The organism is Stenotrophomonas sp. YJH_SMC_122 (assembly GCF_059369535.1).
Genome location: NZ_JCAFST010000013.1, coordinates 76,318 through 102,750 on the forward strand (window position 1 = coordinate 76,318; position 26,433 = coordinate 102,750).

The 26,433-nt window shown below is 67.3% G+C and carries 20 protein-coding genes, 1 pseudogene and 1 riboswitch; of the genes and pseudogenes, 13 read left to right on the top strand and 8 right to left on the bottom strand.

Annotation, left to right across the window (positions count from 1 at the left end):
• Positions 1 to 7 precede the first annotated feature (7 nt).
• From murC to lpxC, 6 genes and pseudogenes are all read left to right on the top strand, one after another.
• Positions 8 to 1,444 carry a UDP-N-acetylmuramate--L-alanine ligase gene (gene murC / locus AC5P66_RS16710; RefSeq protein WP_049439314.1) on the top strand — a complete coding sequence of 479 codons (1,437 nt, stop codon included), beginning with the start codon at positions 8 to 10 and terminating at the stop codon, positions 1,442 to 1,444.
• Entirely contained in the window at positions 1,441 to 2,403 is a 963-nt protein-coding gene (locus AC5P66_RS16715) for a D-alanine--D-alanine ligase (protein WP_049413127.1), read from the top strand. Before murC ends, AC5P66_RS16715 begins: the two co-directional genes overlap by 4 nt.
• Positions 2,400 to 3,077 (top strand): annotated as a pseudogene (locus AC5P66_RS16720) (cell division protein FtsQ/DivIB); the annotation flags it as partial. The gene AC5P66_RS16715 and the pseudogene AC5P66_RS16720, both read left to right, overlap by 4 nt.
• A 68-nt stretch (positions 3,078 to 3,145) precedes the next feature.
• Positions 3,146 to 4,381: a cell division protein FtsA gene (ftsA, locus tag AC5P66_RS16725; protein ID WP_005408083.1), complete on the top strand. Its 1,236-nt coding sequence runs from the start codon at positions 3,146 to 3,148 to the stop codon at positions 4,379 to 4,381.
• A gap of 169 nt (positions 4,382 to 4,550) precedes the next feature.
• Complete coding sequence (ftsZ, locus tag AC5P66_RS16730) at positions 4,551 to 5,786, top strand: cell division protein FtsZ (RefSeq protein ID WP_049413130.1); 1,236 nt, start codon at positions 4,551 to 4,553, stop codon at positions 5,784 to 5,786.
• 205 nt (positions 5,787 to 5,991) lie between these two features.
• Positions 5,992 to 6,903: a UDP-3-O-acyl-N-acetylglucosamine deacetylase gene (lpxC, locus tag AC5P66_RS16735; protein ID WP_008267619.1), complete on the top strand. Its 912-nt coding sequence runs from the start codon at positions 5,992 to 5,994 to the stop codon at positions 6,901 to 6,903.
• A gap of 281 nt (positions 6,904 to 7,184) precedes the next feature.
• On the opposite strand, the gene AC5P66_RS16740 is transcribed toward lpxC, so the two are convergent.
• A complete protein-coding gene (locus AC5P66_RS16740) occupies positions 7,185 to 7,634 on the bottom strand; it encodes a DciA family protein (RefSeq protein ID WP_049413132.1) in 450 nt (149 codons plus the stop codon).
• Between the two features lie 12 nt (positions 7,635 to 7,646).
• Here AC5P66_RS16740 and AC5P66_RS16745 point away from each other — a divergent pair, with 12 nt between their 5' ends.
• The 3 genes from AC5P66_RS16745 (at position 7,647) to AC5P66_RS16755 (ending at position 12,669) form a co-directional block, all read left to right on the top strand.
• Positions 7,647 to 8,603 carry a M23 family metallopeptidase gene (locus tag AC5P66_RS16745; RefSeq protein WP_033834438.1) on the top strand — a complete coding sequence of 319 codons (957 nt, stop codon included), beginning with the start codon at positions 7,647 to 7,649 and terminating at the stop codon, positions 8,601 to 8,603.
• Positions 8,604 to 8,881: 278 nt separating this feature from the next.
• The gene (secA, locus tag AC5P66_RS16750; protein ID WP_099495693.1) at positions 8,882 to 11,614 is read left to right on the top strand and encodes a preprotein translocase subunit SecA; all 2,733 of its coding nucleotides are present in this window, start codon (positions 8,882 to 8,884) and stop codon (positions 11,612 to 11,614) included.
• A gap of 101 nt (positions 11,615 to 11,715) precedes the next feature.
• Positions 11,716 to 12,669, top strand: a complete 954-nt coding sequence (locus AC5P66_RS16755; RefSeq protein WP_099495692.1) for a Nudix family hydrolase — start codon at positions 11,716 to 11,718, stop codon at positions 12,667 to 12,669.
• A 10-nt stretch (positions 12,670 to 12,679) separates the two neighbouring features.
• Here AC5P66_RS16755 and AC5P66_RS16760 read toward each other — a convergent pair whose 3' ends face one another.
• Both AC5P66_RS16760 and metF read right to left on the bottom strand, forming a co-directional pair.
• The gene (locus AC5P66_RS16760; RefSeq protein WP_099495691.1) at positions 12,680 to 13,264 is read right to left on the bottom strand and encodes a DUF4124 domain-containing protein; all 585 of its coding nucleotides are present in this window, start codon (positions 13,262 to 13,264) and stop codon (positions 12,680 to 12,682) included.
• Positions 13,265 to 13,304: 40 nt separating this feature from the next.
• A complete protein-coding gene (gene metF / locus AC5P66_RS16765; RefSeq protein WP_099495690.1) occupies positions 13,305 to 14,132 on the bottom strand; it encodes a methylenetetrahydrofolate reductase [NAD(P)H] in 828 nt (275 codons plus the stop codon).
• A 150-nt stretch (positions 14,133 to 14,282) separates the two neighbouring features.
• Here metF and AC5P66_RS16770 point away from each other — a divergent pair, with 150 nt between their 5' ends.
• On the top strand, positions 14,283 to 14,840 hold the full coding sequence (locus AC5P66_RS16770; protein WP_099495689.1) for a DUF3228 family protein: 558 nt from the start codon (positions 14,283 to 14,285) through the stop codon (positions 14,838 to 14,840).
• A 41-nt stretch (positions 14,841 to 14,881) separates the two neighbouring features.
• Here AC5P66_RS16770 and AC5P66_RS16775 read toward each other — a convergent pair whose 3' ends face one another.
• Together AC5P66_RS16775 and ybaK are read right to left on the bottom strand one after the other, a co-directional pair.
• Entirely contained in the window at positions 14,882 to 15,367 is a 486-nt protein-coding gene (locus AC5P66_RS16775) for a hypothetical protein (protein WP_099495688.1), read from the bottom strand.
• Entirely contained in the window at positions 15,367 to 15,840 is a 474-nt protein-coding gene (gene ybaK, locus AC5P66_RS16780; protein ID WP_099495687.1) for a Cys-tRNA(Pro) deacylase, read from the bottom strand. Before ybaK ends, AC5P66_RS16775 begins: the two co-directional genes overlap by 1 nt.
• Before the next feature lie 96 nt (positions 15,841 to 15,936).
• On the opposite strand from ybaK, the gene AC5P66_RS16785 reads away from it, so the two are divergent.
• Complete coding sequence (locus AC5P66_RS16785) at positions 15,937 to 16,779, top strand: tetratricopeptide repeat protein (protein ID WP_099495686.1); 843 nt, start codon at positions 15,937 to 15,939, stop codon at positions 16,777 to 16,779.
• A gap of 61 nt (positions 16,780 to 16,840) precedes the next feature.
• Here the strand turns inward: AC5P66_RS16785 and AC5P66_RS16790 are convergent, their stop codons facing one another.
• The 3 genes from AC5P66_RS16790 to ahcY form a co-directional block, all read right to left on the bottom strand.
• Positions 16,841 to 18,181: a peptidoglycan-binding domain-containing protein gene (locus AC5P66_RS16790; protein ID WP_241896262.1), complete on the bottom strand. Its 1,341-nt coding sequence runs from the start codon at positions 18,179 to 18,181 to the stop codon at positions 16,841 to 16,843.
• 49 nt (positions 18,182 to 18,230) lie between these two features.
• Positions 18,231 to 19,019 (bottom strand): lysozyme inhibitor LprI family protein, encoded by a 789-nt coding sequence (locus AC5P66_RS16795; protein ID WP_099495684.1) that lies wholly within the window; start codon positions 19,017 to 19,019, stop codon positions 18,231 to 18,233.
• 260 nt (positions 19,020 to 19,279) lie between these two features.
• On the bottom strand, positions 19,280 to 20,725 hold the full coding sequence (gene ahcY, locus AC5P66_RS16800; protein WP_049414067.1) for an adenosylhomocysteinase: 1,446 nt from the start codon (positions 20,723 to 20,725) through the stop codon (positions 19,280 to 19,282).
• Between the two features lie 36 nt (positions 20,726 to 20,761).
• Positions 20,762 to 20,845, bottom strand: a riboswitch (S-adenosyl-L-homocysteine riboswitch).
• A gap of 120 nt (positions 20,846 to 20,965) precedes the next feature.
• Here ahcY and AC5P66_RS16805 point away from each other — a divergent pair.
• Positions 20,966 to 23,482, top strand: coding sequence for a S9 family peptidase (locus tag AC5P66_RS16805; RefSeq protein WP_099495683.1), 2,517 nt, complete (start codon positions 20,966 to 20,968; stop codon positions 23,480 to 23,482).
• A 172-nt stretch (positions 23,483 to 23,654) separates the two neighbouring features.
• The gene (gene ppc / locus AC5P66_RS16810) at positions 23,655 to 26,366 is read left to right on the top strand and encodes a phosphoenolpyruvate carboxylase (RefSeq protein WP_099495682.1); all 2,712 of its coding nucleotides are present in this window, start codon (positions 23,655 to 23,657) and stop codon (positions 26,364 to 26,366) included.
• Positions 26,367 to 26,433: the final 67 nt, after the last annotated feature.

A 26,433-nucleotide genomic window follows, 5' to 3' on the forward strand; every position in this document is an offset into this window, starting at 1 on the left:
GCCGCGCATGATCCGTCGCCTGCACGACACCAACGACCTGGTGCGCGCGTTCCCGCGCGTGCATTTCGTCGGCATCGGCGGCACCGGCATGAGCGGTATCGCCGAAGTGATGCTGACGCTGGGCTATGAAGTGTCCGGTTCGGACAACGCCGACAACGTGGCAACCCGCCGCCTGGCCAGCCTGGGGGCGCGCATCATGCGCGGCCACTCTGCAGCCAACGTGCTGGGCACCGACTGCGTGGTGGTCTCCAGTGCCATCCGCGAAGACAACCCGGAACTGATGGAAGCGCGCAGCCAGCGCATTCCGATCATGCCGCGCGCGGCGATGCTGGCCGAGCTGATGCGCTTCCGCCGCGGTATCGCCGTGGCCGGTACCCATGGCAAGACCACCACCACCAGCCTGACCGCGGCGGTGCTGAGCGAAGGTGGCCTGGACCCGACCTTCGTGATCGGTGGCCAGCTGCTGGCTGCCGGTGCCAACGCCAAGCTGGGCGGTGGGCAGTGGCTGGTGGCCGAGGCCGACGAAAGCGATGGCAGCTTCCTGCGCCTGAACCCGCTGATGTCGATCATCACGAACATTGATGCGGATCATCTGGAAAACTACGGCAACGACTTTGCCCGCGTGCAGGCGGCGTTCGCCGAATTCCTGCAGCGCCTGCCGTTCTACGGCCTGGCGGTGCTGTGCATCGACGATCCGGAAGTGGCCGCGCTGGCCGCCAAGACCCCGCGCCACGTGATGAGCTACGGCATGAGCCCGCAGGCCGACGTGCGCGCCGAGAACGTGGTGCAGGAAGGCTCGCGCATGCGCTTCACCCTGCGCCTGCCGCAGGGCACCAGCCAGGAAGTGGTGCTGGCGCTGCCGGGCAGGCACAACGTACTCAACGCGCTGGCTGCCGCCGCGGTGGGCTGGCAGCTGGGCGTGGCACCGGACGCGATCGCGCGCGCGCTGGAAGGCTTCGCCGGTGTCGGTCGCCGCTTCAATGATCTGGGCGAAGTGACCACCGCCAGCGGTGCCAAGGTGCGCATCATCGACGACTACGGCCATCACCCGAGCGAGCTGGAGGCGGTATTCGCCGCCGCCCGCGGCGGCTGGGCTGACAAGCGCCTGGTGGTGGCCTTCCAGCCGCACCGCTACAGCCGTACCCGCGACCAGTTCGACAAGTTCGCCGCGGTGCTGTCCAGCGTCGACGCGCTGGTGCTGAGCGAGGTCTATCCGGCCGGTGAGGAACCCATTGCCGGTGCCGACTCGCATGCGCTGGCCCGCGCCATCCGCGCACGCGGCCGCAGCGAGCCGGTGGTGGTGGGCAAGGCCGCCGAGCTGGCCAGCGTGCTGCCGGATGTACTGCAGGACGGTGACCTGCTGCTGATGATGGGGGCCGGCGACATCGGTGCCGTGGCTACCCACATCGCCGTGGAAGGCTTCCAGGGGGAGGGCCAGGCGTGAGCGCGCTGACCTTCCCGCCGCTGCGCGTGACCGACCCGGCCGAGTTCGGCCGCGTCGCCGTGCTGCTCGGCGGCAGTTCCAGTGAACGCGAGGTGTCGCTGGATTCGGGCCGCAACGTGCTCGAAGCCCTGCAGTCGCGCGGCGTCGATGCCTTCGCCGTCGATGGCATTCCGGCGCTGGCCAGCGCGCTCGCCGCCGGTGGCATCGACCGCGTGTTCAACATTCTCCATGGCCACAACGGTGGCGGTGAGGACGGCGTCGTGCAGGGCCTGATGGACGCCTTCGGCGTGCCGTACACCGGCTCGGACGTGCTGGGCTCGGCGCTGAGCATGGACAAGATCCGCACCAAGCAGGTGTGGCTGTCGCTGGGCCTGCCGACCCCGCAGTACCGCAAGGTCGACGCGTCGAACGTGCATGCGCTGGCCGCCGAGCTGGGCCTGCCGGTGGTGGTGAAGCCGGCCAACGAAGGCTCCAGCGTGGGCATCAGCCGGGTCACCGACGAGGCGGGCCTGGATGAGGCCGTGGCCCTGGCCGCGCGCTACGACGGCCAGCTGCTGATGGAACAGATGGTGGTGGGCGATGAGCTGACCGTGGCCATCCTTGGCGACGTCGCCCTGCCGTCGATCCGCATCGTGCCCAAGGGCCAGTGGTACGACTACAACGCCAAGTACATCGCCGAGGACACCCAGTACCTGTGCCCGGGCCTGGACGGTGGCGACGAAGACGAGATCCGCCGCATCGCGCTGGCCGCATTCCGCGCCGCCGGCTGCCGTGGCTGGGGCCGCGTGGACGTGATGCGTGACCGGGCAAGCGGCCGTTTCTTCCTGCTGGAAGTGAACACTGCGCCGGGCATGACCAGCCATTCGCTGGTGCCCAAGGCGGCCGGCCAGGCCGGCATCGGTTTCGAGGAACTGGTGTGGCGCGTGCTGGAACAGACCCTGGAGGCCGCGCACGCATGAACGCGCTGCTGCGCATCTTCGTCTGGCTGTTGGCACTGTCGGTGGTTGCACTGCCGGTGGTGGCCGTGGTCAATGGCTGGGTCGGCGCCGAGCGCTGGCCGCTGGCGAAGCTGCGCGTGCATGGTGAGTTCAAGCGGGTGCCGGCCGAACAGCTGCAGCAGGTGCTGCTGCCGTACGCGCGCGCCGGCTTCTTCGCGGTCAAGCTGCAGGATGCGCAGGACGCGCTGGAAAAGCTGCCGTGGGTGGAAAGCGCGCAGGTACGCAAGCAGTGGCCGGATGTGCTGGAAGTGACCCTGGTCGAGCACAAGCCGTTCGCACGCTGGGGCAACGACCGCCTGGTCTCCGAGCAGGGCAAGCTGTTCCCCACGCCGAAGAAACTGTCCGACCTGGAACTGCCGGAGCTGGATGGCCCGGACAGCCAGACCCAGGAAGTGATGAAGCTGTACAGCGACTCGCGTGCATTGTTTGCACCGGCCGGCGTCGACGTGCGCCGGGTGACGATGGATGCACGCGGCAGCTGGTCGCTGGTGCTGAGCAACGGCACCGAAGTGGTGGTCGGTCGTGACGACGCGCGCTCGCGCATGCAGCGCTTCGTCAAGGTGCTGCCGCAGCTCAACCGCCAGGATGCGCCGATCGAGCGCGCCGACCTCCGTTACACCAATGGTTTCACGCTGAGCTGGGGTACCCCGGCCACGCCGGCGAAAACGCCGGCGACCCCGGCCAGAAGCACGCAGGAAAGGACATGAATCGCAAGGGTGACAAATCGCTGATCGTTGGCCTGGACATCGGCACCTCCAAGGTGGTGGCGCTGGTGGGCGAGTATTCGCCGGGCAACCCGATCGAAGTGATCGGCATCGGCTCGCACGAATCGCGCGGGTTGAAGCGTGGCGTGGTGGTGGACATCGAATCGACCGTGCAGTCGATCCAGCGCGCGGTGGAAGAAGCCGAGCTGATGGCCGGCTGCGAGATCCGTTCGGTGTACGCCTCGATCTCCGGCAACCACGTGCAGTGCAAGAACTCGCCGGGCATCGTGCCGATCCGCGACGGTGAAGTGACCTGGGGCGACCTGGATCGCGTGCTCGATGCGGCCAAGGCGGTGGCGATCCCGGCCGACCAGAAGATCCTGCACGCGATTCCGCGCGAGTACGTGCTGGACGATTCGCAGGAAGGCATCCGCAACCCGGTCGGCATGACCGGCGTGCGCCTGGAAGTGCATGCGCACCTGGTGGTGTGCGCGCAGTCGGCCGCGGCCAACATCAGCAAGTGCGTGCAGCGCTGCGGCCTGCAGGTGGACGACCTGGTGCTGTCCTCGCTGGCCTCCAGCGTGGCGGTGTTGACCGCCGACGAGCGCGAGCTGGGCGTGGTGCTGGTCGACATGGGTGCCGGTACCACCGACATCGCGGTGTTCGTGCAGGGCGCGATCTGCCACACCGCCTCGCTGCCGATCGCCGGCGACCACGTGACCAACGATATCGCGCACATGCTGCGCACGCCGACCCCGGAAGCCGAGCAGATCAAGGTGCGCTATGCCTGCGCCCTGGCCCAGCTGGCCACGGCCGAGGAGAGCATCCAGGTGCCGTCGGTCGGCGACCGCCCGCCGCGCCGCATGCCGCGCCATTCGCTGGCGCAGGCCGTGCAGGGTCGCTACGAGGAAATCTTCGAGATGGTGCAGGCCGAACTGCGCCGCTCCGGTTTCGAGGAACTGGTGCGCGCCGGCATGGTGCTGACCGGTGGCGCTTCGAAGATGGAGGGCGTGGTCGAACTGGCCGAGGAAATGCTGCAGATGCCGGTGCGCGTGGGCATCCCGCAGCACGTCACCGGCCTGGGCGAAGTGGTCGGCAACCCGGTGCACGCCACCGGCGTGGGCCTGCTGCTGATGGGCAGCCAGATCGAGCACCCGCGGCGGCCGTCGTTGCCGACCGGGCGCGCTGGAAGCATGTTCAAGAAACTCAAGACCTGGTTCCGCGGCGAGTTCTGACGCGGAACCCGTAACTCCGGGCCCGGCCCGGCGCAACACCCGCAGTACCCGCATCACAACGCAACAACGCACTACACAACCCACACAGCCGCAACGGCAACATGACACGCGAAGGCAGGAGGCCCGACCGTCCATGCCACCGACAAGCGGATACAACGAGGACACGGACATGGCGCATTTTGAACTGATCGAAAAGATGGCACCCAATGCGGTGATCAAGGTGGTTGGCGTGGGCGGCGGCGGCGGCAATGCCGTGGCGCACATGGTCAACTCGGCGGTGGACGGCGTGGAGTTCATCACCGCCAACACCGACTCGCAGGCCATCAAGAATTGTGGTGCCAAGCTGCAGCTGCAGCTGGGTACCAACGTGACCAAGGGCCTGGGCGCAGGCGCGAACCCGGAAGTCGGCCGCCAGGCCGCGCTGGAAGACCGTGAGCGCATCATGGACGCGCTGCAGGGCGCGGACATGGTGTTCATCACCGCCGGCATGGGCGGCGGCACCGGCACCGGCGCTGCACCGGTGGTGGCGCAGCTGGCCAAGGAAATGGGCATCCTGACCGTGGCCGTGGTCACCAAGCCGTTCCCGTTCGAAGGCCGTCGCCGCATGCAGGTGGCGCTGAAGGGCATCGAGGAACTGAGCCAGCACTGCGACTCGCTGATCACGATCCCGAACGAGAAGCTGATCACCGTGCTGGGTCGCAACGCGACCATGATCCAGGCCTTCCGCGCCGCCAACGACGTGCTGCAGGGCGCCGTGCAGGGCATCGCCGACCTGATCGTGCGTCCGGGCCTGATCAACGTCGACTTCGCCGACGTGCGCACCGTCATGTCCGAAATGGGCCTGGCGATGATGGGTACCGGCACCGCACGGGGCGATGACCGCGCCCAGGCCGCTGCCGAATCGGCGATCCAGAACCCGCTGCTGGACGATGTGAACCTGGCCGGTGCCAACGGCATCCTGGTCAACATCACCGCCGGCGCCGACTTCACCATGGCCGAGTTCGACGAGATCGGCCGCACCATCGACGGCTTCGCTTCGGAAGACGCCACCGTCGTGGTCGGCACCGTGCTGGACCCGGACATGCAGGACGAAGTGCGCGTGACCGTGGTGGCCACCGGCCTGAACCGCGTCTCGGCCAGCAAGACCCAGCGTCCGGGCGAGCGTGCACCGATCAAGCTGGTCCGCAACGCCACCACCGGCCAGCCGGAGTTCGGCGAGTTCGACAACGGTGGCGACGCCGTGTCCAAGGCCGTGGGCGGCATGGGCCTGGGCCTGCGCCGTGCCAGCAGCGATACCGCGGCGGCGTCCGCCACGTCGGCCCCGGCGGCTTCGGCCCCGGCAGCGGCGGAACTGCCGAACGACTACCTGGACATCCCGGCCTTCCTGCGCCGCCAGGCGGACTAAGCGGGGCGGCCCGGGGTTGTCCTCCCCGGGTTGCGCCACCATGTCCTGAAAATGCGGGCGCCGGGCCAGGATGGGCCCGGCCGCCCTGCTTCACGCGCTTTCCCAGCGGCGTGCCGGTGTGTCCTGCCGGTGGCTGTCACTGGCGTTTCAGCCAGGGTAGGGGAGTGCGCGTGTTAATCTAATGTGTCACTTCCGGTCCATCCCCATGATCCAGCAACGCACCCTCAAGAACACGATCCGCGCCACCGGCGTTGGCCTGCACAGTGGTGACAAGGTCTACATGACCCTGCGCCCGGCACCGGTCAACCATGGCATCGTGTTCCGCCGCGTGGACCTGGACCCGGTGGTGGAAGTGCCGGCCAAGGCCGAACTGGTCACCGAAGTGACCCTGTGCACCGGCCTGACCTGCAACGACGCCAAGATCCAGACCGTCGAACACCTGATGTCGGCGCTGGCCGGCCTGGGTGTGGACAACATCATCGTCGAGCTGTCCTCGGCCGAGCTGCCGATCATGGACGGTTCGGCGGGCCCGTTCGTGTTCCTGCTGCAGTCGGCCGGCATCGTGGAACAGGATGCGCCCAAGCGCTTCATCCGCGTGCTGAAGACCGTGGAAGTGACCGAGGGCGACAAGGTGGCCCGCTTCACCCCGTACGAGGGTTACAAGCTGGGCTTCACCATCCAGTTCGACCACCCGATGATTCCGGCCAAGCAGTCGCGCCAGGAAATCGAGTTCTCGACGCTGGCCTACACCAAGGAAATCTCCCGCGCGCGCACCTTTGGTTTCATGCGCGACCTGGAGTACATGCGCGAGCGCAACCTGGGCCTGGGCGGTTCGATGGACAACGCCATCGTGCTGGACGAGTTCCGCGTGCTCAACGAAGACGGCCTGCGCTACGCCGACGAATTCGTGCGCCACAAGATCCTTGACGCCATCGGCGACCTCTATCTGGCCGGTGGCCAGGTGTTGGGTGCCTACGAGGGCTTCAAGTCCGGCCACGCGCTCAACAACAAGCTGGTACGGGCCCTGATGGCCGACGCCAGCGCCTGGGAATGGGTCAGCTTCGACTCGCCGGCCACTCCGGATCCGGTGGAATACGCTACCCCGGCGTACGCCTGATTCCGTAGGTTATTGAATTTAAAGATAAAAACGCCGCCTTCCCGGGCGGCGTTCTTGTTTCCGGCGTCGGCGACGCATTCAGCGTGCTTGAAAGACGTCAAGGCTGGTTCAAGGTCACGGTTTTGTGAACCTGTTGGATCAGAAGCCTGAATTTAACGCAGTTTTAACAGCAATCTAACGACAGGCCCCCGGATGGCCGCTAGGATGCGACCCGGCCCCCGAAATGTTTCACGCCGTGGTGACACGCGCGACGGGGAGCGGAGCCGGATGCTCCGTTGCCATCAGGACCGTTTCTTCGGCTTCGAAGGAACGTCCTGCAGGCAAGCCAAGGCGTCGCGTAGCCCTTTGTGCGTGGCGGCTGAAACTGCGTGGGGTCCATTCCGGTTGTCGAGCGCTGGGGAGCGCGTGGGAGTGGGAGACGCAGTCTTGATGGTCACCCTGGTGGCCTTCAGCCCGATGGAACGGGCCGCGTCGAGCAGCTGGGCTTCGGCAAGCCGCAACTTGGCATGCCAGACCGGGGACTCGACGAGAAAAACGAGGTGTTCCCCGTCCACATTGGCCAGCCGGCAACGGCTGCGCAGAGGTGGCGGCAACTGGGGGCGCAACTGACGGTCCAGCGCGTCGAGCCACAAGGCACGCCGCAGCGGGTTGCCGCTTTTGTCCGCCATTACCGCATCCAGCGCCGGTTTCGGTGCCGACGCGGGGCGAACGCTGGATTTCGGCTCAGACATGAAAACTCACTGATGGCATTCAAAAAGATCGTAATCAAAACGCGTGAAGGACAGGCCAAGTCGTCGCCGATCGCGCGTTTGCGGTTCTATTTCGAGGACCGCCCCCGTGCCCTGCTGGGCAGCGTGCTCGGGGTAGGCTGCATTATCGGCCTTGCTGGCGGCATTGGCGCCAGCGCGCTGAATGATTCCCGGCTGCAGGCCAAGGTCGAGCGCCAGGATGCGGAACTGGCCAAGGTCAAGCGTGATGCGCAGACCCAGGTCAACGCGCTGGCGGCTCGCCTCGGCGAGCTGCAGGCCCAGGCGACCCGCCTCAACGCCCTCGGCGAACGGCTGACCCAGATGGGCAAGCTGGAGGACGGCGAGTTCGACTTCAACGAGACCCCCGGCCTCGGTGACGGTGACGCAGGCGGCCCGACCAGCGACATCCCGGTCAAGGACGTCAACGCCGACTTACAGGTGCTGGAGCAGCGCTTCGCTGCTTCAGGCCGCCAGTTGTCGGTGATGGAATCGCTGATGTTCGACCACCAGCTGCAGCAGAACGCCGTGCCGTCGCGCATGCCGATCCGCAACAGCTACGTGACGTCCGGTTTCGGCACCCGTGCCGACCCGTTCGGCCGCGGTGCCGCCACCCACAAGGGCATGGACTTCCACGCAAAGGTCGGTGACCCGGTGATGGCCGTGGCCGAGGGCGTGGTCAGCTTCGCCGGCGTGAAGGGCGGCTACGGCAATGTCGTCGATGTCGACCACGGCAATGGCTATGTCACCCGCTACGCGCACAATTCGCGCCTGGTGGTGAAGGCCGGTGACCTGGTCCGTGCCGGCCAGGAAGTGGCCAAGGCCGGTTCCACCGGTCGTTCGACCGGCGCCCACGTGCACTTCGAGGTGTGGGAGAACGGCAACGTGGTCAACCCGCGCAAGTTCCTCGGCGACGGCGGCAACACGCCGGTCGGCCGGGTCAGCCGCGGCTGATCCCGGGTCGGATCCCTTCCGCGCCGCGGGAGGGCTCTGACCCGATGCGGTTGATCTGGTAGTGCCGGCCGCTGGCCGGCAACCTCATGATCTTCGGCAGCATCGCGGATCACCGGCCAGCGGCTGGCACTACCCCCTCGGGGTTGAAACCTCAGCCGCCCGTCCCAAGCTACAATGGGTGTTGCCATCGACAGGGCGCCAGGCGCCCTGTTTCGTTTGCGGCGGACGGATCCCCAGGGGGAGGCCGGGCGTCGTGTCCATCCAACCCGGTTCCTTCAATGATCAACAGCCTGCTTACCCGCGTATTTGGCAGTCGTAACGAACGACAGCTGCGCCAGCTCAACCGCATCGTCGCCAAGATCAATGCGCTGGAGCCGGAGATCGAGAAGCTGTCCGACGAGCAGCTTCAGGCCAAGACGCCGGAGTTCAAGCAGCGCATCGCTGACGGTGAAGCCCTGGACAAGGTGCTGCCGGAAGCGTTCGCGGTCTGCCGCGAAGCCGGTCGCCGCGTGCTGGGCATGCGCCACTACGACGTGCAGCTGATCGGCGGCATGGTGCTTCACCTGGGCAAGATCGCAGAAATGCGCACCGGTGAAGGCAAGACCCTGGTGGCGACCCTGCCGGTGTACCTCAACGCGCTGGAAGGCAAGGGCGTGCACGTAGTCACCGTGAACGACTACCTGGCCCGCCGCGACGCCGCGCAGATGGGCAAGCTGTACAACTGGCTGGGCCTGAGCGTGGGCGTGGTGTACCCGGGCATGCCGCACAGCGACAAGCGCGAAGCCTACGCCGCGGACATCACCTACGGCACCAACAACGAATTCGGTTTCGACTACCTGCGCGACAACATGGCGCTGTCCAAGGCCGACCGCTACCAGCGCGGCCTGCACTACGCCATCGTCGACGAAGTCGACTCCATCCTGATCGACGAAGCGCGTACCCCGCTGATCATCTCCGGTCCGGCCGACGATTCCCCGGAGCTGTACATCCGTGTCAACCGCGTCGTGCCGCACCTGGTCAAGCAGGAAGCGGAAGACGGCGAAGGCGATTTCTGGGTCGACGAGAAGGGCAAGCAGGTGCACCTGTCCGAAGCAGGCATGGAGCACGCCGAGCAGCTGCTGGTCGAGGCCGGCATCCTCGACGGCGAGACCGAAGGCCTGTACGCGGCGCAGAACCTGACCGTGGTCCACCACCTCAACGCCGCCCTGCGCGCGCACGCGATCTACCAGCGTGACGTGGACTACATCGTGCGCGACGGCGAAGTGGTCATCGTCGACGAGTTCACCGGCCGTACCCTGGCCGGCCGCCGCTGGTCCGACGGCCTGCACCAGGCGGTGGAAGCGAAGGAAGGCGTGCCGGTGCAGCGCGAGAACCAGACGCTGGCGAGCATCACCTTCCAGAACCTGTTCCGCATGTACAAGAAGCTGTCCGGCATGACCGGTACGGCCGATACCGAAGCGTTCGAGTTCCAGAGCATCTATGGCCTGGAAGTGGTGGTGATCCCGACCAACCGCCCGACCATCCGCAAGGACAGCCCGGACCAGGTGTTCCTCAACCGCAAGGGCAAGTTCAATGCGGTGCTGGCCGACATCGAAGAGTGCGCCAAGCGCGGCCAGCCGGTGCTGGTCGGTACCACTTCGATCGAAACCTCGGAAATGCTGTCCGAGCACCTGAGCAAGGCCGGCGTGAAGCACGAAGTGCTCAACGCCAAGCAGCATGACCGCGAAGCGACCATCGTCGCCAACGCCGGCCGCCCGGCGGCGGTGACCATCGCCACCAACATGGCCGGCCGTGGTACCGACATCGTGCTGGGCGGCTCGCTGGAAGCCGAGATCCACGCCCTGGGCGAGGACGCGACCGACGAGCAGAAGGCGGCGGTCAAGGCCGAATGGCAGAAGCGCCACGATGCAGTGAAGGCGGCCGGCGGCCTGCACATCGTCGGTACCGAACGCCACGAATCGCGTCGTATCGACAACCAGCTGCGTGGCCGTTCGGGCCGCCAGGGTGACCCGGGTTCGTCCCGTTTCTACCTGTCGCTGGAAGACAACCTGATGCGCATCTTCGCCTCCGACTGGGTGCAGAAGGCCATGCGCATGATGGGCATGAAGGAAGACGACGTCATCGAGGACCGCCTGGTCAGCCGCCAGATCGAAAAGGCGCAGCGCAAGGTCGAGGCCCACAACTTCGACATCCGCAAGAACCTGCTGGACTTCGACGACGTCAACAACGACCAGCGCAAGGTGATCTACGCCCAGCGCGACGAGCTGCTGGACGCCGAGTCGGTGAAGGCCAACGTCGACGGCATCCGTGACGACGTGATCTTCGACACCGTGGCGCGCTTCGTGCCGCCGAACTCGATCGACGAGCAGTGGGACCTGCGTGGCCTGGAAGCGACCCTGCAGTCGGACTTCGGCCTGCAGATGTCGCTGACCGACCTGGTCAAGCAGCATGAGGAACTGGACGCCGAGGCCATCGCCAGCAAGGTCCAGGAGCGCGTCAACCAGCACTTCGCCGAGAAGGAAGCCAGCCTGGGCGAAGAGACCATGCGCGCGCTGGAGAAGCACGTGATGCTGACCGTGCTGGACCAGAGCTGGAAGGAGCACCTGGCGCGCATGGATTACCTGCGCCAGGGCATCTACCTGCGTGGTTACGCGCAGAAGCAGCCCAAGCAGGAATACAAGAAGGAAGCCTTCGAGCTGTTCTCGGACATGCTGGAGAACGTCAAGCGCGAAGTGGTGACCCTGCTGGCCCGCGTGCGTATCCGCAGCGACGAGGAAGTGCAGGCCCTGGAGGCCGCCGAGCGCCAGCAGGCGCAGGCGCGCCTGAGCCAGTCGCAGTTCCAGCACCAGGATGCGGGCGGCTACAGTGCCGACGAGGAAGCCGCGCAGGTGGAAGCCGCCCAGCAGGGTGTGGCCACGCTGCAGCGCGACGAGCCGAAGATCGGCCGCAATGATCCGTGCCCGTGCGGCAGTGGCAAGAAGTACAAGCACTGCCACGGCCAGCTGAGCTGACCCCGGAGGGCCCCGCGCAAGCGGGGCCTTCTGCTTTGCAGCCGGCGTCCGGCCCGGATCCGTGATTGCGCTGGTCGCCCTGTTCTGGGCATGCTGCCCCCATGCATTCCCCCACCCGATCGATCCACGTCGTGGCCGCCGTCATCACCGACGCCCGGGGCCGCGTGCTGCTCAACCGCCGTACCGAGAACCGCGACATGGCCGGCCTGTGGGAATTCCCCGGCGGCAAGCGCGAATCCGGCGAGACCTCCGAACAGGCGCTGGCGCGTGAACTGCGCGAAGAGCTGGGCATCGAGGCCGATGTCGGGCCCTGGCTGATGGATGTGCCGCAGCGCTATCCGGACAAGCACCTGACCCTGGAAGTGCGCCATGTGCGCAGCTGGAAGGGCACCCCGCGCGGCCGCGAAGGCCAGGCGATCACCTGGGTGGCGCAGGACAAGCTGGGCCGCTATTCGATGCCGCCGGCCGACCTGCCGGTGGTGGCCGCACTGCGCCAACCGGACCGCTACCTGATCACCCCGGCGCCGGCTGACGGCATCGGAGGCGTGCAGCAGTGGCACGAGCAACTGCAGCGGGCAGTAGCCGCGGGGCAGCAGCGCATCCAGCTGCGCCTGCCACCGGAACACCCGCAACGGCAGGCCATGATCGAACAGGCCGTGCGCGCGCATCGTCGCGGCGTGCAATGGCTGCTCAACCGCGATGTGGCGCTGGCACGCGCACTGGGCGTGGGTGTGCACCTGGGCAGCGAGCAGCTGCAGGACCTGCAGGAACGGCCGTTGCCGGAAGGGCAGCTTGTCGCCGCGTCCTGCCACGACCTGGAGCAGCTGCAGGCGGCGCAGCGGCTGGGCTGCGACTTCGCGGTGCTTGGCCCGGTGCAGGCCACGGCCAGCCATCCCGATGCGGAGCCGCTGGGCTGGGAGGCCTTCGCCGCGCTGCGCGCGCAGGTGTCGCTGCCGATCTACGCGTTGGGTGGGATGGCCGCCGGCCATATCGCCGAAGCCCGCCGCCATGGTGGGCAGGGTATCGCTGCGATCGGCGGGTTGTGGCCGGCGTGAGCCCTCCCGGTCACAACGTGATCCAGAAACACCCATACTGCCGCCGCAACCCCAGCACCGTCGAAGCGCGCGACACGCTGCCGGGCAGCGTCTGTTCCAGGCGCAGGCCGACCGGATGCCGCACGGCCGACGGCTCCGGGTCGGATCCCTGCGCCGCAGCGCTCTGATCCTCATCCTGCGATTGCGGCAGCGCCTGCGAGGGATACACCGGTACCACGTCTACCAGCGGCCGACGGACCAATGATTCCAGCTGGCCGAGGATGCGCTGCGCACCGGCATCGGAGACTGCGCCCCACAGGTACAGCGACGACAACCGGTTCACATCGTTGCTGAAGATGCCGATGCGCAGTGCGTCCACCAGCTCGCTCAGGCGCCGTGGGCAGCGCGCCCCCAGGGTGTCGCGCGGCAGGGTGCTGCCGGTGGGCGCGGGCGGTGGCAGTCGCGATCGGGCGCCGACACTGTCGCAGGGGCGGTCGGTGTACACGCTCTGCCCCCGCGCATCAGTGCAGCGGTTCAAGCGTGGGGACTGCGCATGGACCACGCTCGACGCCGAGCACAATGACAGCAGCAACAGCAGGAAGGAAAGCCGGTTCATCGACGCAGGGTAGCGCCGATCGCGGTGGCATGGCGTGCTTTCAGCCGTGCAGCAGCTTCAGCACCGACGTGGTCGGCCTGGCCAGGTTCAAGGTGTAGAAGTGCAGGCCCGGTGCGCCGCCCTCGACCAGCCGCTGGCACAGCTTGGCCACCACTTCCGTACCGAATGCCCGCACCGATTCGGCGTCATCGCCATAGGCCTGCATCTTGCGGCTGATCCAGCGCGGGATTTCCGCACCGCACTGCTCGGAGAAGCGGCGTAGCTGGCTGAAGTTGGCGATCGGCATGATGCCGGGCGTGATCGGTACCTGCACGCCGAGCCGGCGCACGGCATCGACAAAGTGGAAGTACGCATCCGGGTTGTAGAAATACTGGGTGATCGCCGCGTCGGCGCCGGCATCGATCTTGGCCTTGAAGTGCTTGAGGTCGGCCAGTGCATCGGAGGCCTGTGGGTGGGTCTCCGGGTAGGCGCCCACTTCGATGCGGAACGCATCGCCGTGTTCGGCGCGGATGAACTCGATCAGCTCGGCGGCATAGCGCATGTCGCCGGGGAAGCCCATACCGGAGGGCAGGTCGCCACGCAGCGCGACCAGGCGATGGCAACCGATGGCGCGGTACAGCTTGAGCAGTTCGCGGATCTCCTGGCGGGTGCCGCCGACGCAGGACAGATGCGGCGCCGCCTCGAAGCCATGGTGCTGGTTGAGATGGCGCACGGTCTCGGAGGTATAGCTCAGGGTCGAGCCACCGGCGCCGAAGGTACAGGACACGTACTCGGGGCTGTAGTCCTTCAGCCTGGCCGCGGCGCGGTCCAGCTGGCTGCGCTGTTCGTCGGTCTTGGGCGGATAGAACTCGAAGCTGATGGCGGTCATGGCTTGGTCGGCGGCGGCAGGTGCGGGTCAGTATATCGCTTCATCAAGATGGATGTTCAATGATTCTGTGTGCGGGCGCCGCGAGCGTACGGCCGTGCAGGCGCTGCCAGCGGTTACTCTGTGCGGCGGATTCCCAGATCGCGCCGCACCATGTCCATCGTCCTTACCGATTTCGCCCGTCCCCGCCTGTTCCCGCGCATGCCGCGCGGCAACACCATCCAGGACTGCACTGCCGAACAGTTCGAGGCGTACCTCAATGCCCATGAACCGATGAAGGTCCTGCAAGGTTATGCCCCCTTCTGCAAACTGTTCGTCTATGAGAACTGGACCAGCACCCGGTGCCTGACGGTGCCGATCACCGAGGCCAACCGCCATCTGCTGCGCAGTGGTTACGAGGCGCGCAACCGGGAAGAACTGCCGGTACTGGTGCGCTGGTTCGAAGGCGTGGAAGCGCCGCGCGCCAACTATCTGGTCGTCATCCTGTACAGCGCGGAGCAGCTTGCGAAGGAAGGCTCGCCGATCGGAGCTGAGTGGGGCATCGTCGGCTGCATCTACACCGCTGAGCCGGACGAAGTGCCGATGGCCCCGATCACGATGATGCGCAATGCGCTGGGCGTGGAAGAGGGCGGTTCCGGCGTGCCGCTGGACCGCGAGGCGTACCGGCGTGCGGTGGAATTCTGGGAGAACAACGCCAATTGGCGGCCGTAAGGGAAGGACAGGCCAGTACAGCCACGCCATGCGTGGCTGCTTCATCGTTCGACGGTTTTCCACTCCCACCAGGGGTAGTGATACTCGCGGTCGATCGCCTGCCAGTGTTGGCCGCAGTGGGTGCAGGCGACGCGATGGCAGTCGCCCCAGCCATCCTCCGCTGCGTCGAGCGACAGCAGCTGCATCTGCCCGTGTTCGATCAGCCGACGGGGGTCGAAGAACGGATAGCCGGGGTTGAGCGCACACAGGCAGCCGGTGCCCGCGCGCCAGAAGCGCAGCCGCTGCAGCGCCGCCTTCAGGTGCGCCTGGTTGCTGACCAGCATGCCGCCCAGCGCTATGCCTGCGCTGTGCTGCTCGATCAACGTCACGTGCGGTGCCAGCGCATCCAGCGGCGCCGCATCGAACAGTCGGGCGAGCGTACGCGCGGCGTCGGTGATGCGCCCGCCGTCGCCTGACAGCAGGTCCTGCAGCAGCGCCTGGGCGTGGGCATCGTTGAGCATGGGCGTCGCAGTCCAGGGCCAGCGCATCAGCGTGCCTTGCCGATGGCGGCGAAGTGTCCGCCGGTGAGCTGCAGCAGATCGCCCGGTGCCAGTTCCACTTCCAGGCCACGACGGCCGGCGCTGACATGCAGTGTGTGCAGGGATTCCGCACTGGAATCAAGAAAGGTGCGCAGGCGCTTTTTCTGGCCCAGCGGGCTGATGCCACCGACCAGATAACCGGTCGCACGCTGTGCGGCGTCAGCGGCGGCCATCTCGCATTTCCTGCAGCGGGCGGCTTCCGCCAGCGCCTTCAGGTCCAGCTGGCCGGCGACCGGCACGATGGCCACCAGCAGTTCGTGGGTGTCGGTGCTGGCCAGCAGGGTCTTGAACACCTGTGCCGGGTCCAGGCCGAGCTTTTCCACGGCTTCGCCACCATAGCAGGCGGCATGGGCATCGTGCACGTAGCTGCGCACGCTGTGGGCGATGTTCTCGCGCTTGAGCAGATTGATGGCGGGGGTCATGCGCGCATCGTAGCGCGCAGGGAACAACCTGCCTTGACCGAGGCTGCTGGAGGGCCCCTGCGATAATGCGCGCTGTACACCGTCTGGAATCTCATCATGCGCGCACCGCCCCTGCTTCATGGCCTGACCCTGGATAGCGAACCGTGCGCGGGCCCGTACCCACCGCAGGGCTTCTGGCCGATCGCCGAAGGTGCACTGGGCAACGGTGATCAGTTCGGTCTGTACTGGCCACTGGGTCGGGAGGCTGAGCCGCCCGTGGTCTGCGAAATGTTCCATGACGAGGGGCGCATGGTCTTCCGCCATTCCTCGTTGGATGTCTTCGCGCAGTGGCTGGATGCCGGTGGCGCGGAACAGGACGACGATGACGGCTGCGAGCCGCGTGAGCACGCGGTACCGGATGCGGGATCGCCGTTGCCCTTGATCGAGCGCGCGCAGCGGCATGTACAGGCCGCCGAACCGGCCCAGGCAATTGCGTTGCTGGAGGACGCCTGCAGCCGCTTTCCGGAACTGCCGCGCGCGTGGGCCCTGCTGGCAGGGCAGCAGATGCGCCTGGGCCAGCACGCGGCGGCCGTGGCGGCGGCACGTGCGGCGATCCTGGCCAACTGGGCTTTCGGCATTCCCGAGCCCGGCGTGCTGCGCATGCTGCGGACCACCGATGCGGCCGGCGATCCTGTGCTGGCGATGGCGCAGCAGATGGGGTTCGCCTTCGGCGGCGCCAAGACCAACCCGGACTATGCGCTGATGCAGGCGTGCATCGATCAGTGCTGGGATGCGGGAGATACGTTGGCGGCACTGCGCGTGAGCCAGAACCGCTGCTACGTGTTGAGCAGCGAGACTGTTTCCTTCCAGCAGCGCGAAGGCTTCGATCTGGAGGCCTGGCGGCGCGACTTCGCCGCACGGTGCCAGCGTGCGCTGCACGACGACCGGCAGCGCATGTAGCTCCGGGCCATGGGGCCGGAGCCCTTTCCCTTGGAAAGGGATCCAGCCCCGCGACGCGGGATCAGCGCGACATCGATTGCTGCGTCTGTATCTGTTCCTGGGTCTGCCGCTGTGACAGCTCGTTGTCCAGCGCCTGGCTCTGCCGCGTGCTGTCCTGCAGGTTCTGGTTCACCGCCTGCGACAGGTCGACGTAGGTGCGGTGCATGGCGGGATCGCCGAGCTGGCCCTGCACCGCGAACACGCCCTGGTTGTCCGGCCGCGCCAGCACGGTATCGACCTGGCTCATGCCGGCTACCTTGGATTCGTAGGCTACCTGGCCTGCGGCGTTCTCGAGCTGGCTGCGGTCATTGAACAGCGGCGACAGGCCGCCCTGGCGACGCTGTTCTTCCAGTGCTTCCAGCTTGTCCACGACCTGCTGGTAGCGTGGGTGGTCGGCGTGGCCCGGGGTGGCCATGGTCGGCTCGGCCGCCTGTGCACGCTGCTGGGTGGCCGCCTCCAGCGCCCCCAGGGTTGCGCCGCCGGCCTTGCCGTCAACGGTGAGCTGGTGGTCACGCTGGAACTGCTTGACCGCTTCCACGGTGCCGGGGCCGAAATCGCCATCGGCCACCAGCGGCTTGCCGTCCTTGCCCAGATAGCCCAGGTCGGACAGCTTCTGCTGCATGGCCTGCACCTCATCGCCCTTGCTGCCGTTGACCAGCACGCCGTTGCCCGCAGGCGTGCCCGGTGACCCGTGCGAGGGAGCATGGGTGGGGGTGATGCCGATCTGGACCATGGCCCGGTCGAAGCGCTCATCGCGGCTGGCTACGGCGGCCTGCGACTGGATGCCGTACTTGGTGGCATCGACGAAGTTCTGCACGTCGCCGCGCGTCGGCGGATTGCCGGCCTGGACGGTGCCGCCCTGCAGCTTTTCCGCATTGCCGGCCAGATAGCTGATGAACTGCGGGCCCATGCTGCCGAACTGGTTGTCATAGTCCGCCATGGCCAGCTGCAACTCCGGGTTGGCGGCGATGGCATCGGCCGCGGCCGGATTGATTGCACGCACCTTGGCGATGGCCTGATCGACACGCTCGATGGCGCTGTCCAGCTTGGCGTTGGTGAGCTCATCCATCCTGGCCTGCGGAATGGCCTGCAACTTGGCGTCGAGCGCCGCCAGCTGCTGGGTGCTTAATCCTCCCTGCTGGGACAACAGTGCGATGTCACCATCGGTGAAGCCGTTGTCGCGCAGGAAGCGCCTGGCCTGCGGATTGCCGCCCACATCGAACTGCACCAGCCCGAACGAGTAGGTGCTTGCGCCTTTCTGTGCGTATGAGAAGTGGTCCAGGTGGCGGGTGTTGCCGCCCAGCTCGGTGTTGAGGAACAGCGTGGACAGCTGTTCGCGCGTAATGGTGGAATCCGTTGCCATGGTCATCGTCCTTCAATGAGGGTAAAGCGCCGGGCGTGCCCGGCGATTGTCAGCCCGCGCAGTGCTGCTGGGTGAAGCCGAGCAGCTGGCGGATGGCCTGGGTGCCGTAAGCAGCCGGCGCCGGTTCGAGGGCGAACTGGCCAACCATCTGGTTGCTGCACAGCTGCACGTTGCGCCTGCCGGCGGAGGTTTCCTGGGTGCAGTTGGCTGCGAGCAGGGCGTTGGGGCCGCCGCCCATGTTCGTGGCAGCCGTGCAGCCCAGCAGGCGGCCTTCCTGGCCGTTCTCACCCAGCAGCGTGTTGAAGTTCGCCAGCTGGCTGTTGGGATCGCGCAGCACCAGCAGGTCCACGCATTGCTGCTGGCCGTCAGGGGCTTCGCATGCATCCTGGTCGATCAGGCCGTCACGCGTGGCGGACAACACCTTGAGGCGATCGGTGTACACCTGCTGCAGGCACTGTGCATCGGTGCACAGGTCGCGGGTGTGCTCCTGCCAGCGCTGCTGTTCGGCGTGCAGCTTGCTCTGCCCTGCTGCATCGAGTGTGGCCTGTGCGGCAGTGACCGCCTTGCCCACGTCCGCATCCAGGCTGGTCAGGGTCGGGTCCCTGCAGACCAGGGTCTGTGCCGGCGACGCTGCATCGGCGCAGCCAGCGCTCGTGTCGGCGACCGTGGCGGGCGCGTCGGCGGCCTTGCCTGCGGGGCTGGCCTGTCCGCTGGCCGCAGCCGGAGCCGTAGCGCCGGCTTCGCCGGCAGGTGGGGTGCAGGCGGCCATCAGGGCCACCCAGCACAGGGTCATCAGGGGCTTCATGGCCCGGTTCAGTCGTTCACGGTTGCGCGGCATGTCCTGTCCTTTGGTGTCTGCGTCCCGGCGCATGGCCTGCCGTTGGCAGCCCACGCGGGCGTAAAGCCTAGCAAGCGGCTTCTTAGTGCTCCGTGACAGGGTGCGCGGATCGGTTGCCGGGTGCCGCAACGCAGAACGGGCGCCCGAAGGCGCCCGTCCTGTCTGCATACGTTGCCGGGGTCAGAGCCCTTTCATGCGGAAAGGGATCCGGCCCCGCCTGCACCGGTAGTGCCGGCCGCTGGCCGGCACCGCGCACGGCATCAGTAGCGGTAGTGGTCCGGCTTGAACGGGCCTTCCACCGGCACGCCGATGTAGTCCGCCTGGTCCTGGGTCAGGGTGGTCAGCTTCACGCCGATCTTTTCCAGGTGCAGGCGGGCCACTTCCTCGTCCAGCTTCTTGGGCAGCAGGTAGACCTTCTTCTCGTAGCTGTCCTTGTTCGCCCACAGGTCGATCTGGGCCAAAGTCTGGTTGGCGAAGCTGTTGGACATCACGAAGCTCGGGTGGCCGGTGGCGCAGCCCAGGTTCACCAGGCGGCCTTCGGCCAGCAGGAAGATCGCGTTGCCGTTCGGGAAGATGTACTTGTCCACCTGCGGCTTGATGTTGACGTGCTTGATGCCCGGGTACGACACCAGTGCGTCGACCTGGATCTCGTTGTCGAAGTGGCCGATGTTGCAGACGATGGCCTGGTCCTTCATCGCGCTCAGGTGCTCGATGCGGATGATGTCGCGGTTGCCGGTGGTGGTGACATACAGGTCGGCACGGCCCAGGGTCGACTCGATGGTGTTGACTTCATAGCCTTCCATCGCCGCCTGCAGCGCGCAGATCGGGTCGATCTCGGTGACGATCACGCGCGCGCCGTAGGCACGCAGCGAGGCCGCGCAGCCCTTGCCGACGTCGCCGTAGCCGCAGACCACGGCCACCTTGCCGGCCAGCATCACGTCCATCGCGCGCTTCAGGCCGTCGGCCAGCGACTCGCGGCAGCCGTACAGGTTGTCGAACTTGCTCTTGGTGACCGAGTCGTTGACGTTGATCGCCGGGATCAGCAGGGTGCCGGCCTGGGCCAGCTGGTACAGGCGGTGCACGCCGGTGGTGGTCTCTTCGGAGACGCCCTTCCAGTCCTTCACCACGCGGCCCCAGTAACCCGGGCGCTCCTTGGCCACGCGCTTGAGCAGGTTCTTGATGACCTGTTCTTCGTGCGAGGCAGAGGGGGTGTTGACCCAGTCGCTGCCGTTTTCCAGTTCGTAGCCCTTGTGGATCAGCAGGGTCACGTCACCGCCGTCGTCGACCACCAGTTCCGGGCCGGTCAGGGTGCCGTCGGCCAGGGTGAAGGTCAGCGCGTCCAGGGTGCAGTCCCAGTACTCTTCCAGGGTCTCGCCCTTCCAGGCAAACACCGGGGTGCCGGTGGCGGCGATGGCGGCAGCCGCGTGGTCCTGGGTCGAGAAGATGTTGCACGAGGCCCAGCGCACATCGGCGCCGATGTCCTTCAGGGTCTCGATCAGCACCGCGGTCTGGATGGTCATGTGCAGCGAGCCGGTCACGCGCACGCCCTTCAGCGGCAGCTCGGCCTGGTACTTGCGGCGGATCGACATCAGGCCCGGCATTTCGTGCTCGGCGATGTCCAGTTCCTTGCGGCCCCAGTCGGCCAGCGTGATATCGCGGATCTTGTAATCACCTTCGGTGGAGAAGGTCTTGGCAACAGCGTTCATTCGTGTGCTCCGGTTGTGGGCGAGCGGGTGCTCGCATCTAGCCGGGCGCCGTTGTTACAAAGCCACCTTACCGAGCCTGGCCGGGCCTCGTCGGATCCGGTCGCAGCGCCCCTCGGCAGGGGAGAACCCCCATTATATCGCGGCCCCGGCGTGACATCGGCATGACCCAACCATCGGCAGATGGGGCTGCGTGCATGGCCTGTTAAGGTCGGTGTTTTCACGCATCAAACAGGTGGAACGATGAGCATGCACGCGCGCCGTACGCGGCGGTGGACCGGCCTGGTCCTGTCGATGGGACTGCTGGCGGTGGCCCCGCTGGCCTGGGCGGCAGCGCCGCAGCCCGTTGCCGCGCAGGCGCAGGGCGTCAACGGCTACGAACTGCCGTCGGCCGCGCTGCAGGCAGTGGTCGATGCCCCGCGCGCGCCGTCGCTGTTTTTGTCGCCGCGCCGCGACGTGGCCGCGATGATGCAGATGCCGTCGCTGCCGTCGATCCAGGTGGTGGCGCAGCCGGAACTGAAGCTGGCCGGCCTGCGCATCAACCCGCGCACGTTCTCCGACAGCCGCTTCAGCTTCGGCGAGAAGCTGTGGCTGATGAACGTGGCCGACGGCAAGGAGCGGCCGATCACCGGCCTGCCGGCCACGCTGTCGATCGCCAGCGTGATGTGGTCGCCGGACCAGAAGTGGCTGGCCTTCAACCAGGTCGACGCTGCCAGTGGCGCCAATGAACTGTGGCTGGTGGATGTGGCCGGTGGCAGTGCCCGTCGCCTGGTTGCCGGCCTGAACACGGTGATCGGCAGCGGCTACCAGTGGCTGCCGGACAGCCGCGGGCTGGTGGTGTTCACCCGCCCGGCCAACCTGGGGCCAGCCCCGGCCGCCGACGGCGTCCCGACCGGCCCGGCCGTGCAGCAGACCAGCCAGGGCGGCGGCGTGGTGTCGATCCGCACCTACCAGGACCTGCTGAAGAACGAGGCCGACGCCCGCCAGTTCGATTACTACGCTACTACCCAGCCGATGGAAGTCGGCCTGGATGGCAGTACCCGCGCGATCGGTGCAGCCGGCATCTTCATGGGCTTCTCGGTGTCGCCCGACGGCCGCTTCGTGCTGCGCCAGCCGGTGCAGCGCCCGTACTCCTACGTGGTGCCGGTGAGTAGTTTCCCGCGCCGCATCGAAGTGATCGACCGTGCCAGCGGCAAGCTGGTGCATACCGTGGCGGTGCGCCCGCTGGTGGAAGGCCTGCCGACCGGCAACGATGCCGAAGTGACCGGCGTGCGCGACATCAGCTGGCGCGGTGATGCCGACGCCACCCTGGTCTGGGCCGAAGCGCAGGACGGCGGCGACCCGAACCGGGAAGCCAGGGTGCGCGATGCGGTGCTGATGCAGGCCGCGCCGTTCGACAAGCCGCCGGTGACCCTGGCCCAGCTTGGCAGCCGCCTGAGCGGCATCAACTGGAGCCGTGGCGACCTGGCCCTGCTGACCGAGTCGTGGTGGAAGACACGCAAGACCAAGACCTGGCTGATCGCCCCGGATGATGCCGGTGCCGAGCCGCGCCTGCTGTGGGATCGTGACGCGCAGGACCGTTATGCCGATCCGGGGCGGCCGCTGCTGGCCAGCGATGAACGTGGTCGCTCGCTGCTGCAGACCAGCCCCGATGGTGGCAGCCTGTACCTGGCCGGTGCCGGTGCTTCGCCGGAAGGTGACCGTCCGTTCGTGGACCGTTTCGACATCGCCACGGGCAAGGCGACGCGCCTGTTCCATTCGCAGGCGCCGAGCTATTCGCTGCCGGTGGCATTGCTGGACAACCAGGGCAGCTCGCTGCTGCTGAGCCGTGAGAGCCCGGATGAGCCGGCCAACTTCTACGTGCAGTCGCTGGCCGATGCCAGCGCCGCACCGCGCGCGCTGACCCACTTCGCTCATCCGCTGCCGCAGCTGAAGGGCGTGCAGAAGGAGCAGATCCGCTACAAGCGCAAGGATGGCGTCGATCTGACCGCGACCCTGCTGCTGCCGCCGGGCTACGACCCCAAGCGCGACGGCCCGCGCCCGCTGCTGATGTGGGCCTACCCGGGCGAGTTCAAGAGCGCGGCCGCGGCCAGCCAGGTGACCGATTCGCCGTACCGCTTCAACGCGGTCAGCTACTGGGGCCCGCAGGCGTTCCTGGCCAAAGGGTACGTAGTGCTGGCCAGCCCGTCGATGCCGATCATCGGCGAGGGTGACAAGGAGCCCAACGACACCTACATCGAACAGCTGGTGGCCAACGCGCAGGCAGCCGTGGATGAAGTGGTGCGGCGTGGCGTGACCGATCGCGACCACATCGCCATCGGTGGCCATTCCTACGGTGCGTTCATGACCGCCAACCTGCTGGCGCATACGCGCCTGTTCAAGGCCGGCATCGCGCGCAGCGGCGCCTACAACCGCACGCTGACCCCGTTCGGCTTCCAGGCCGAGGAGCGCAACTACTGGCAGGCGCAGGACGTCTACCAGAAGATGGCGCCGTTCAACTACGCCGACAGGATCAAGGATCCGATCCTGTTCATCCACGGCGTGGACGACAACAACTCCGGTACGTTCCCGATCCAGAGCGAGCGCATGTTCGCCGCGGTGAAGGGCCTGGGTGGCACCGCACGGCTGGTGATGCTGCCGAACGAATCGCATGCCTACCGCGCACGCGAATCGATCATGACCATGCTGGCCGAGAGCGAGCGCTGGCTGGAGCAGACCATTGGCCCGGCCGGGCAGGGCACGGCGAAGAAGAAGCGCTGACCGGACCGGGTAGTGCCGGCCGCTGGCCGGCAACCTCATGGACCCACGCAGCCTGAGGTTGCCGGCCAGTGGCCGGCACTACCAGATGAAACCATTTTTGCATCGCAGCACGCTGCCCGTTCTGGTTTAGGCTTGGGGTCTGGATCCGTTGACCGAGGCCTGTGCGTCGCCGATGAACGAGTACCGCAGCAGCATCGAGTTTGCTTCCCCCGATCTTCCGCTTCGCGATGACGTGCGCCGGCTCGGCGCACTGGTCGGCGACCTGCTGGTCGAGCAGGTATCGGCGGCCTTCCTCGACGATGTCGAAGACGTGCGAACCCGCGCCATCGCCCGTCGCGAGAACCAGGCGCCGCTGTCGGAGCTGGCCGAAGGGCTGGCCGGGCGCACGCCGCAGCAGGCCGAGACCATGGTGCGGGCCTTCAGCACCTACTTCCAGGTGGTCAACATTGCCGAGCGCGTGCATCGCATCCGCCGCCGCCGTGACTACCAGCGTGCCGGTACCGCAGGGGCGCAGCCCGATGGCCTGCAGGATGCGCTGCAGCACCTGAAGGCGCAGGGCGTGACGCTGGACGAACTGGCGCAGTGGCTGCCGCGCATCGACATCGAGCCGGTGTTCACCGCGCATCCGACCGAAGCCGTGCGCCGTGCGCTGCTGGAGAAGGAGCAGCTGATGGTGGCCAGCCTGGTCGACAACCTCGACGGCCAGCGCACGCCGGGGGAAGCGGCCGCCGATGCTGCGCGCTTCCGCATGGCGCTGACCGCGTCGTGGCAGACCACTGATTCCTCGCCGGTGCGGCCCACCGTCGATGACGAGCGCGAGCACGTCGGCTTCTATCTGGTGCAGGTGCTGTACCGGGTGATTCCGGTGCTGTACGAGTCGCTGCAGCAGGCGCTGCGCGACACCTATGGCGAAGAACTGCCGCTGCCGCGCCTGCTGCGCTTCGGCACGTGGGTCGGCGGGGACATGGACGGCAACCCGAACGTGGATGCCCACACCATCCGCACGACGCTGGACGCGCAGCGGCAGGCCGTGCTGGGTCGCTACCAGAAGGAACTGCTGCAGCTGGCCAGCCTGCTCAGCCAGTCCACCGAGCGGGTGGGCGTGAGCGAGGCGCTGCAGGCGCGGGTGGCGTACTACCAGCAGCTGCTGCCGCAGGTACAGTCGCGCCCGCGCCATGCCGACATGCCCTACCGCCTGCTCAACGATCGCATGCGCGCGCGCCTGCAGGCCACGCTGGATGACGGCGAGGGCGCTTACGCCGGCCCGGACGAACTGATCGACGACCTGCAGCTGATCCTCGACAGCCTGCGCGCGAACCGCGGCGAACATGCCGGTGGCTTTGCGGTGCAACGCCTGCTGTGGCGGGTGAAGACGTTTGGCTTCCACCTGGCACGGTTGGACGTACGCCAGGAGTCGAGCGTGCATGCACGCGCGCTGGCCACGGTGCTGGGCGGCGACGCGGCCTGGGACGGTCTGGATGCGTTGGGTCGCGCGCGCCTGCTGGCACCGCATGCCAGTGGTGAGGTGCCGTTGCCGAAGGGCGACGACGAAGGCAACCGGCGGCTGGACGCCGTGTTCGCTGCACTGGCCGATGCGCGCGCGCGCCACGGCGGCGACGCGCTGGGCAGCTACATCATCTCGATGGCACACGACCGCAGCGACGTGCTGGCGGTGCTGGCGCTGGCGCGTCGTGGTGGCCTGGTGGAAGAGGGCGGTTCGGTGCCGCTGGATATTGCGCCATTGTTCGAAACCGTGGACGACCTCAAGCGTGGCACCGCCACCCTGCGTGACCTGCTGGCCGACCCGATCTATCGCGCGCACCTGCAGGCACGCGACGACGTGCAGATGGTGATGCTGGGTTATTCGGACAGCAGCAAGGACGGCGGCATCGCCGCTTCGCGCTGGGGCCTGCAGCGTGCACAGGTGGAACTGCTGGAGGTGGCGGCAGAGGCGGGCATCCGATTGACCTTCTTCCATGGCCGGGGCGGTTCGATCAGCCGCGGTGGCGGCAAGACCACGCATGCGGTCGATGCGTCGCCGCGCGGCAGCATCGATGGCCGCCTGCGGGTGACCGAGCAGGGCGAGGTAATCCATCGAAAGTACGGCATCCGGGCGCTGGCACTGCGTTCACTGGAGCAGGCCACCGGCGCGGTGCTGCGCGCCAGCCTGCGCCCGCGCGCCGCCGAGCCGCGCGAGGACGGCTGGCGGCCGGTGATGGATGCGGTGGCTGCGGCCAGCAGCGAGGTGTATCGCGCGTTCGTCGGCCAGCCCGGTTTCATGGACTACTTCCGCACCGCTACGCCGATCGACGTGATCGAGCGGATGACGCTGGGCTCGCGGCCGTCGCGCCGGCTCGGCCAGGACGCCGCACTGGGCAACCTGCGTGCGATTCCCTGGGTGTTCGCCTGGAGCCAGGCGCGTGCGGTGATTCCCGGCTGGTACGGCGTGGGCAGTGGCCTGCAGGCCGCGGTCGATGCCGGCCACGAACAGGCCCTGCGCGATATGGCGCGGGACTGGCCGTTCTTCCGTACGTTCCTGGACGACATCGCGATGGTGCTGTCCAAGGGCGATATCACCATCGCCGAGCAGTTCTCGCGGTTGTCGGGCGACCTGCACGGCCGGTTCTTCCCGCAGGTGCAGCGCGAACTGGAGCTCACCCGGCGCTGGCTGCTGGCGTTGATGGACCAGAAGACGCTGCTGGACCACGACGCACGGCTGGCGCTGTCGATCCGCCTGCGCAATCCCTACGTCGATCCGATCAGCGTGCTGCAGGTGGATCTGCTGCAGCGCTGGCGGGCCAGCGGGCGCGAGGATGACGATCTGCTGCGCGCACTGGTGGCGTGCGTGAACGGCGTTTCGCAGGGTGTGCAGAACACCGGTTGATCCGCATCCGCCGGGCATGGCCCGGCGAATTCGAAAGGGTAGTGCCGGCCGCTGGCCGGCAACCTCA

Excerpts from the sequence above, each read along its gene's own strand:
- murC (WP_049439314.1), top strand. The coding sequence starts at position 8 with ATGATCCGTCGCCTGCACGACACCAACGACCTGGTGCGCGCGTTCCCG.
- ftsA (WP_005408083.1), top strand. The coding sequence starts at position 3,146 with ATGAATCGCAAGGGTGACAAATCGCTGATCGTTGGCCTGGACATCGGC.
- ftsZ (WP_049413130.1), top strand. The coding sequence starts at position 4,551 with ATGGCGCATTTTGAACTGATCGAAAAGATGGCACCCAATGCGGTGATC.
- lpxC (WP_008267619.1), top strand. The coding sequence starts at position 5,992 with ATGATCCAGCAACGCACCCTCAAGAACACGATCCGCGCCACCGGCGTT.
- AC5P66_RS16740 (WP_049413132.1), bottom strand. The coding sequence starts at position 7,634 with ATGTCTGAGCCGAAATCCAGCGTTCGCCCCGCGTCGGCACCGAAACCG.
- AC5P66_RS16745 (WP_033834438.1), top strand. The coding sequence starts at position 7,647 with ATGGCATTCAAAAAGATCGTAATCAAAACGCGTGAAGGACAGGCCAAG.
- secA (WP_099495693.1), top strand. The coding sequence starts at position 8,882 with ATGATCAACAGCCTGCTTACCCGCGTATTTGGCAGTCGTAACGAACGA.
- AC5P66_RS16755 (WP_099495692.1), top strand. The coding sequence starts at position 11,716 with ATGCATTCCCCCACCCGATCGATCCACGTCGTGGCCGCCGTCATCACC.
- AC5P66_RS16760 (WP_099495691.1), bottom strand. The coding sequence starts at position 13,264 with ATGAACCGGCTTTCCTTCCTGCTGTTGCTGCTGTCATTGTGCTCGGCG.
- metF (WP_099495690.1), bottom strand. The coding sequence starts at position 14,132 with ATGACCGCCATCAGCTTCGAGTTCTATCCGCCCAAGACCGACGAACAG.
- AC5P66_RS16770 (WP_099495689.1), top strand. The coding sequence starts at position 14,283 with ATGTCCATCGTCCTTACCGATTTCGCCCGTCCCCGCCTGTTCCCGCGC.
- AC5P66_RS16775 (WP_099495688.1), bottom strand. The coding sequence starts at position 15,367 with ATGCGCTGGCCCTGGACTGCGACGCCCATGCTCAACGATGCCCACGCC.
- ybaK (WP_099495687.1), bottom strand. The coding sequence starts at position 15,840 with ATGACCCCCGCCATCAATCTGCTCAAGCGCGAGAACATCGCCCACAGC.
- AC5P66_RS16785 (WP_099495686.1), top strand. The coding sequence starts at position 15,937 with ATGCGCGCACCGCCCCTGCTTCATGGCCTGACCCTGGATAGCGAACCG.
- AC5P66_RS16790 (WP_241896262.1), bottom strand. The coding sequence starts at position 18,181 with ATGGCAACGGATTCCACCATTACGCGCGAACAGCTGTCCACGCTGTTC.
- AC5P66_RS16795 (WP_099495684.1), bottom strand. The coding sequence starts at position 19,019 with ATGCCGCGCAACCGTGAACGACTGAACCGGGCCATGAAGCCCCTGATG.
- ahcY (WP_049414067.1), bottom strand. The coding sequence starts at position 20,725 with ATGAACGCTGTTGCCAAGACCTTCTCCACCGAAGGTGATTACAAGATC.
- AC5P66_RS16805 (WP_099495683.1), top strand. The coding sequence starts at position 20,966 with ATGAGCATGCACGCGCGCCGTACGCGGCGGTGGACCGGCCTGGTCCTG.
- ppc (WP_099495682.1), top strand. The coding sequence starts at position 23,655 with ATGAACGAGTACCGCAGCAGCATCGAGTTTGCTTCCCCCGATCTTCCG.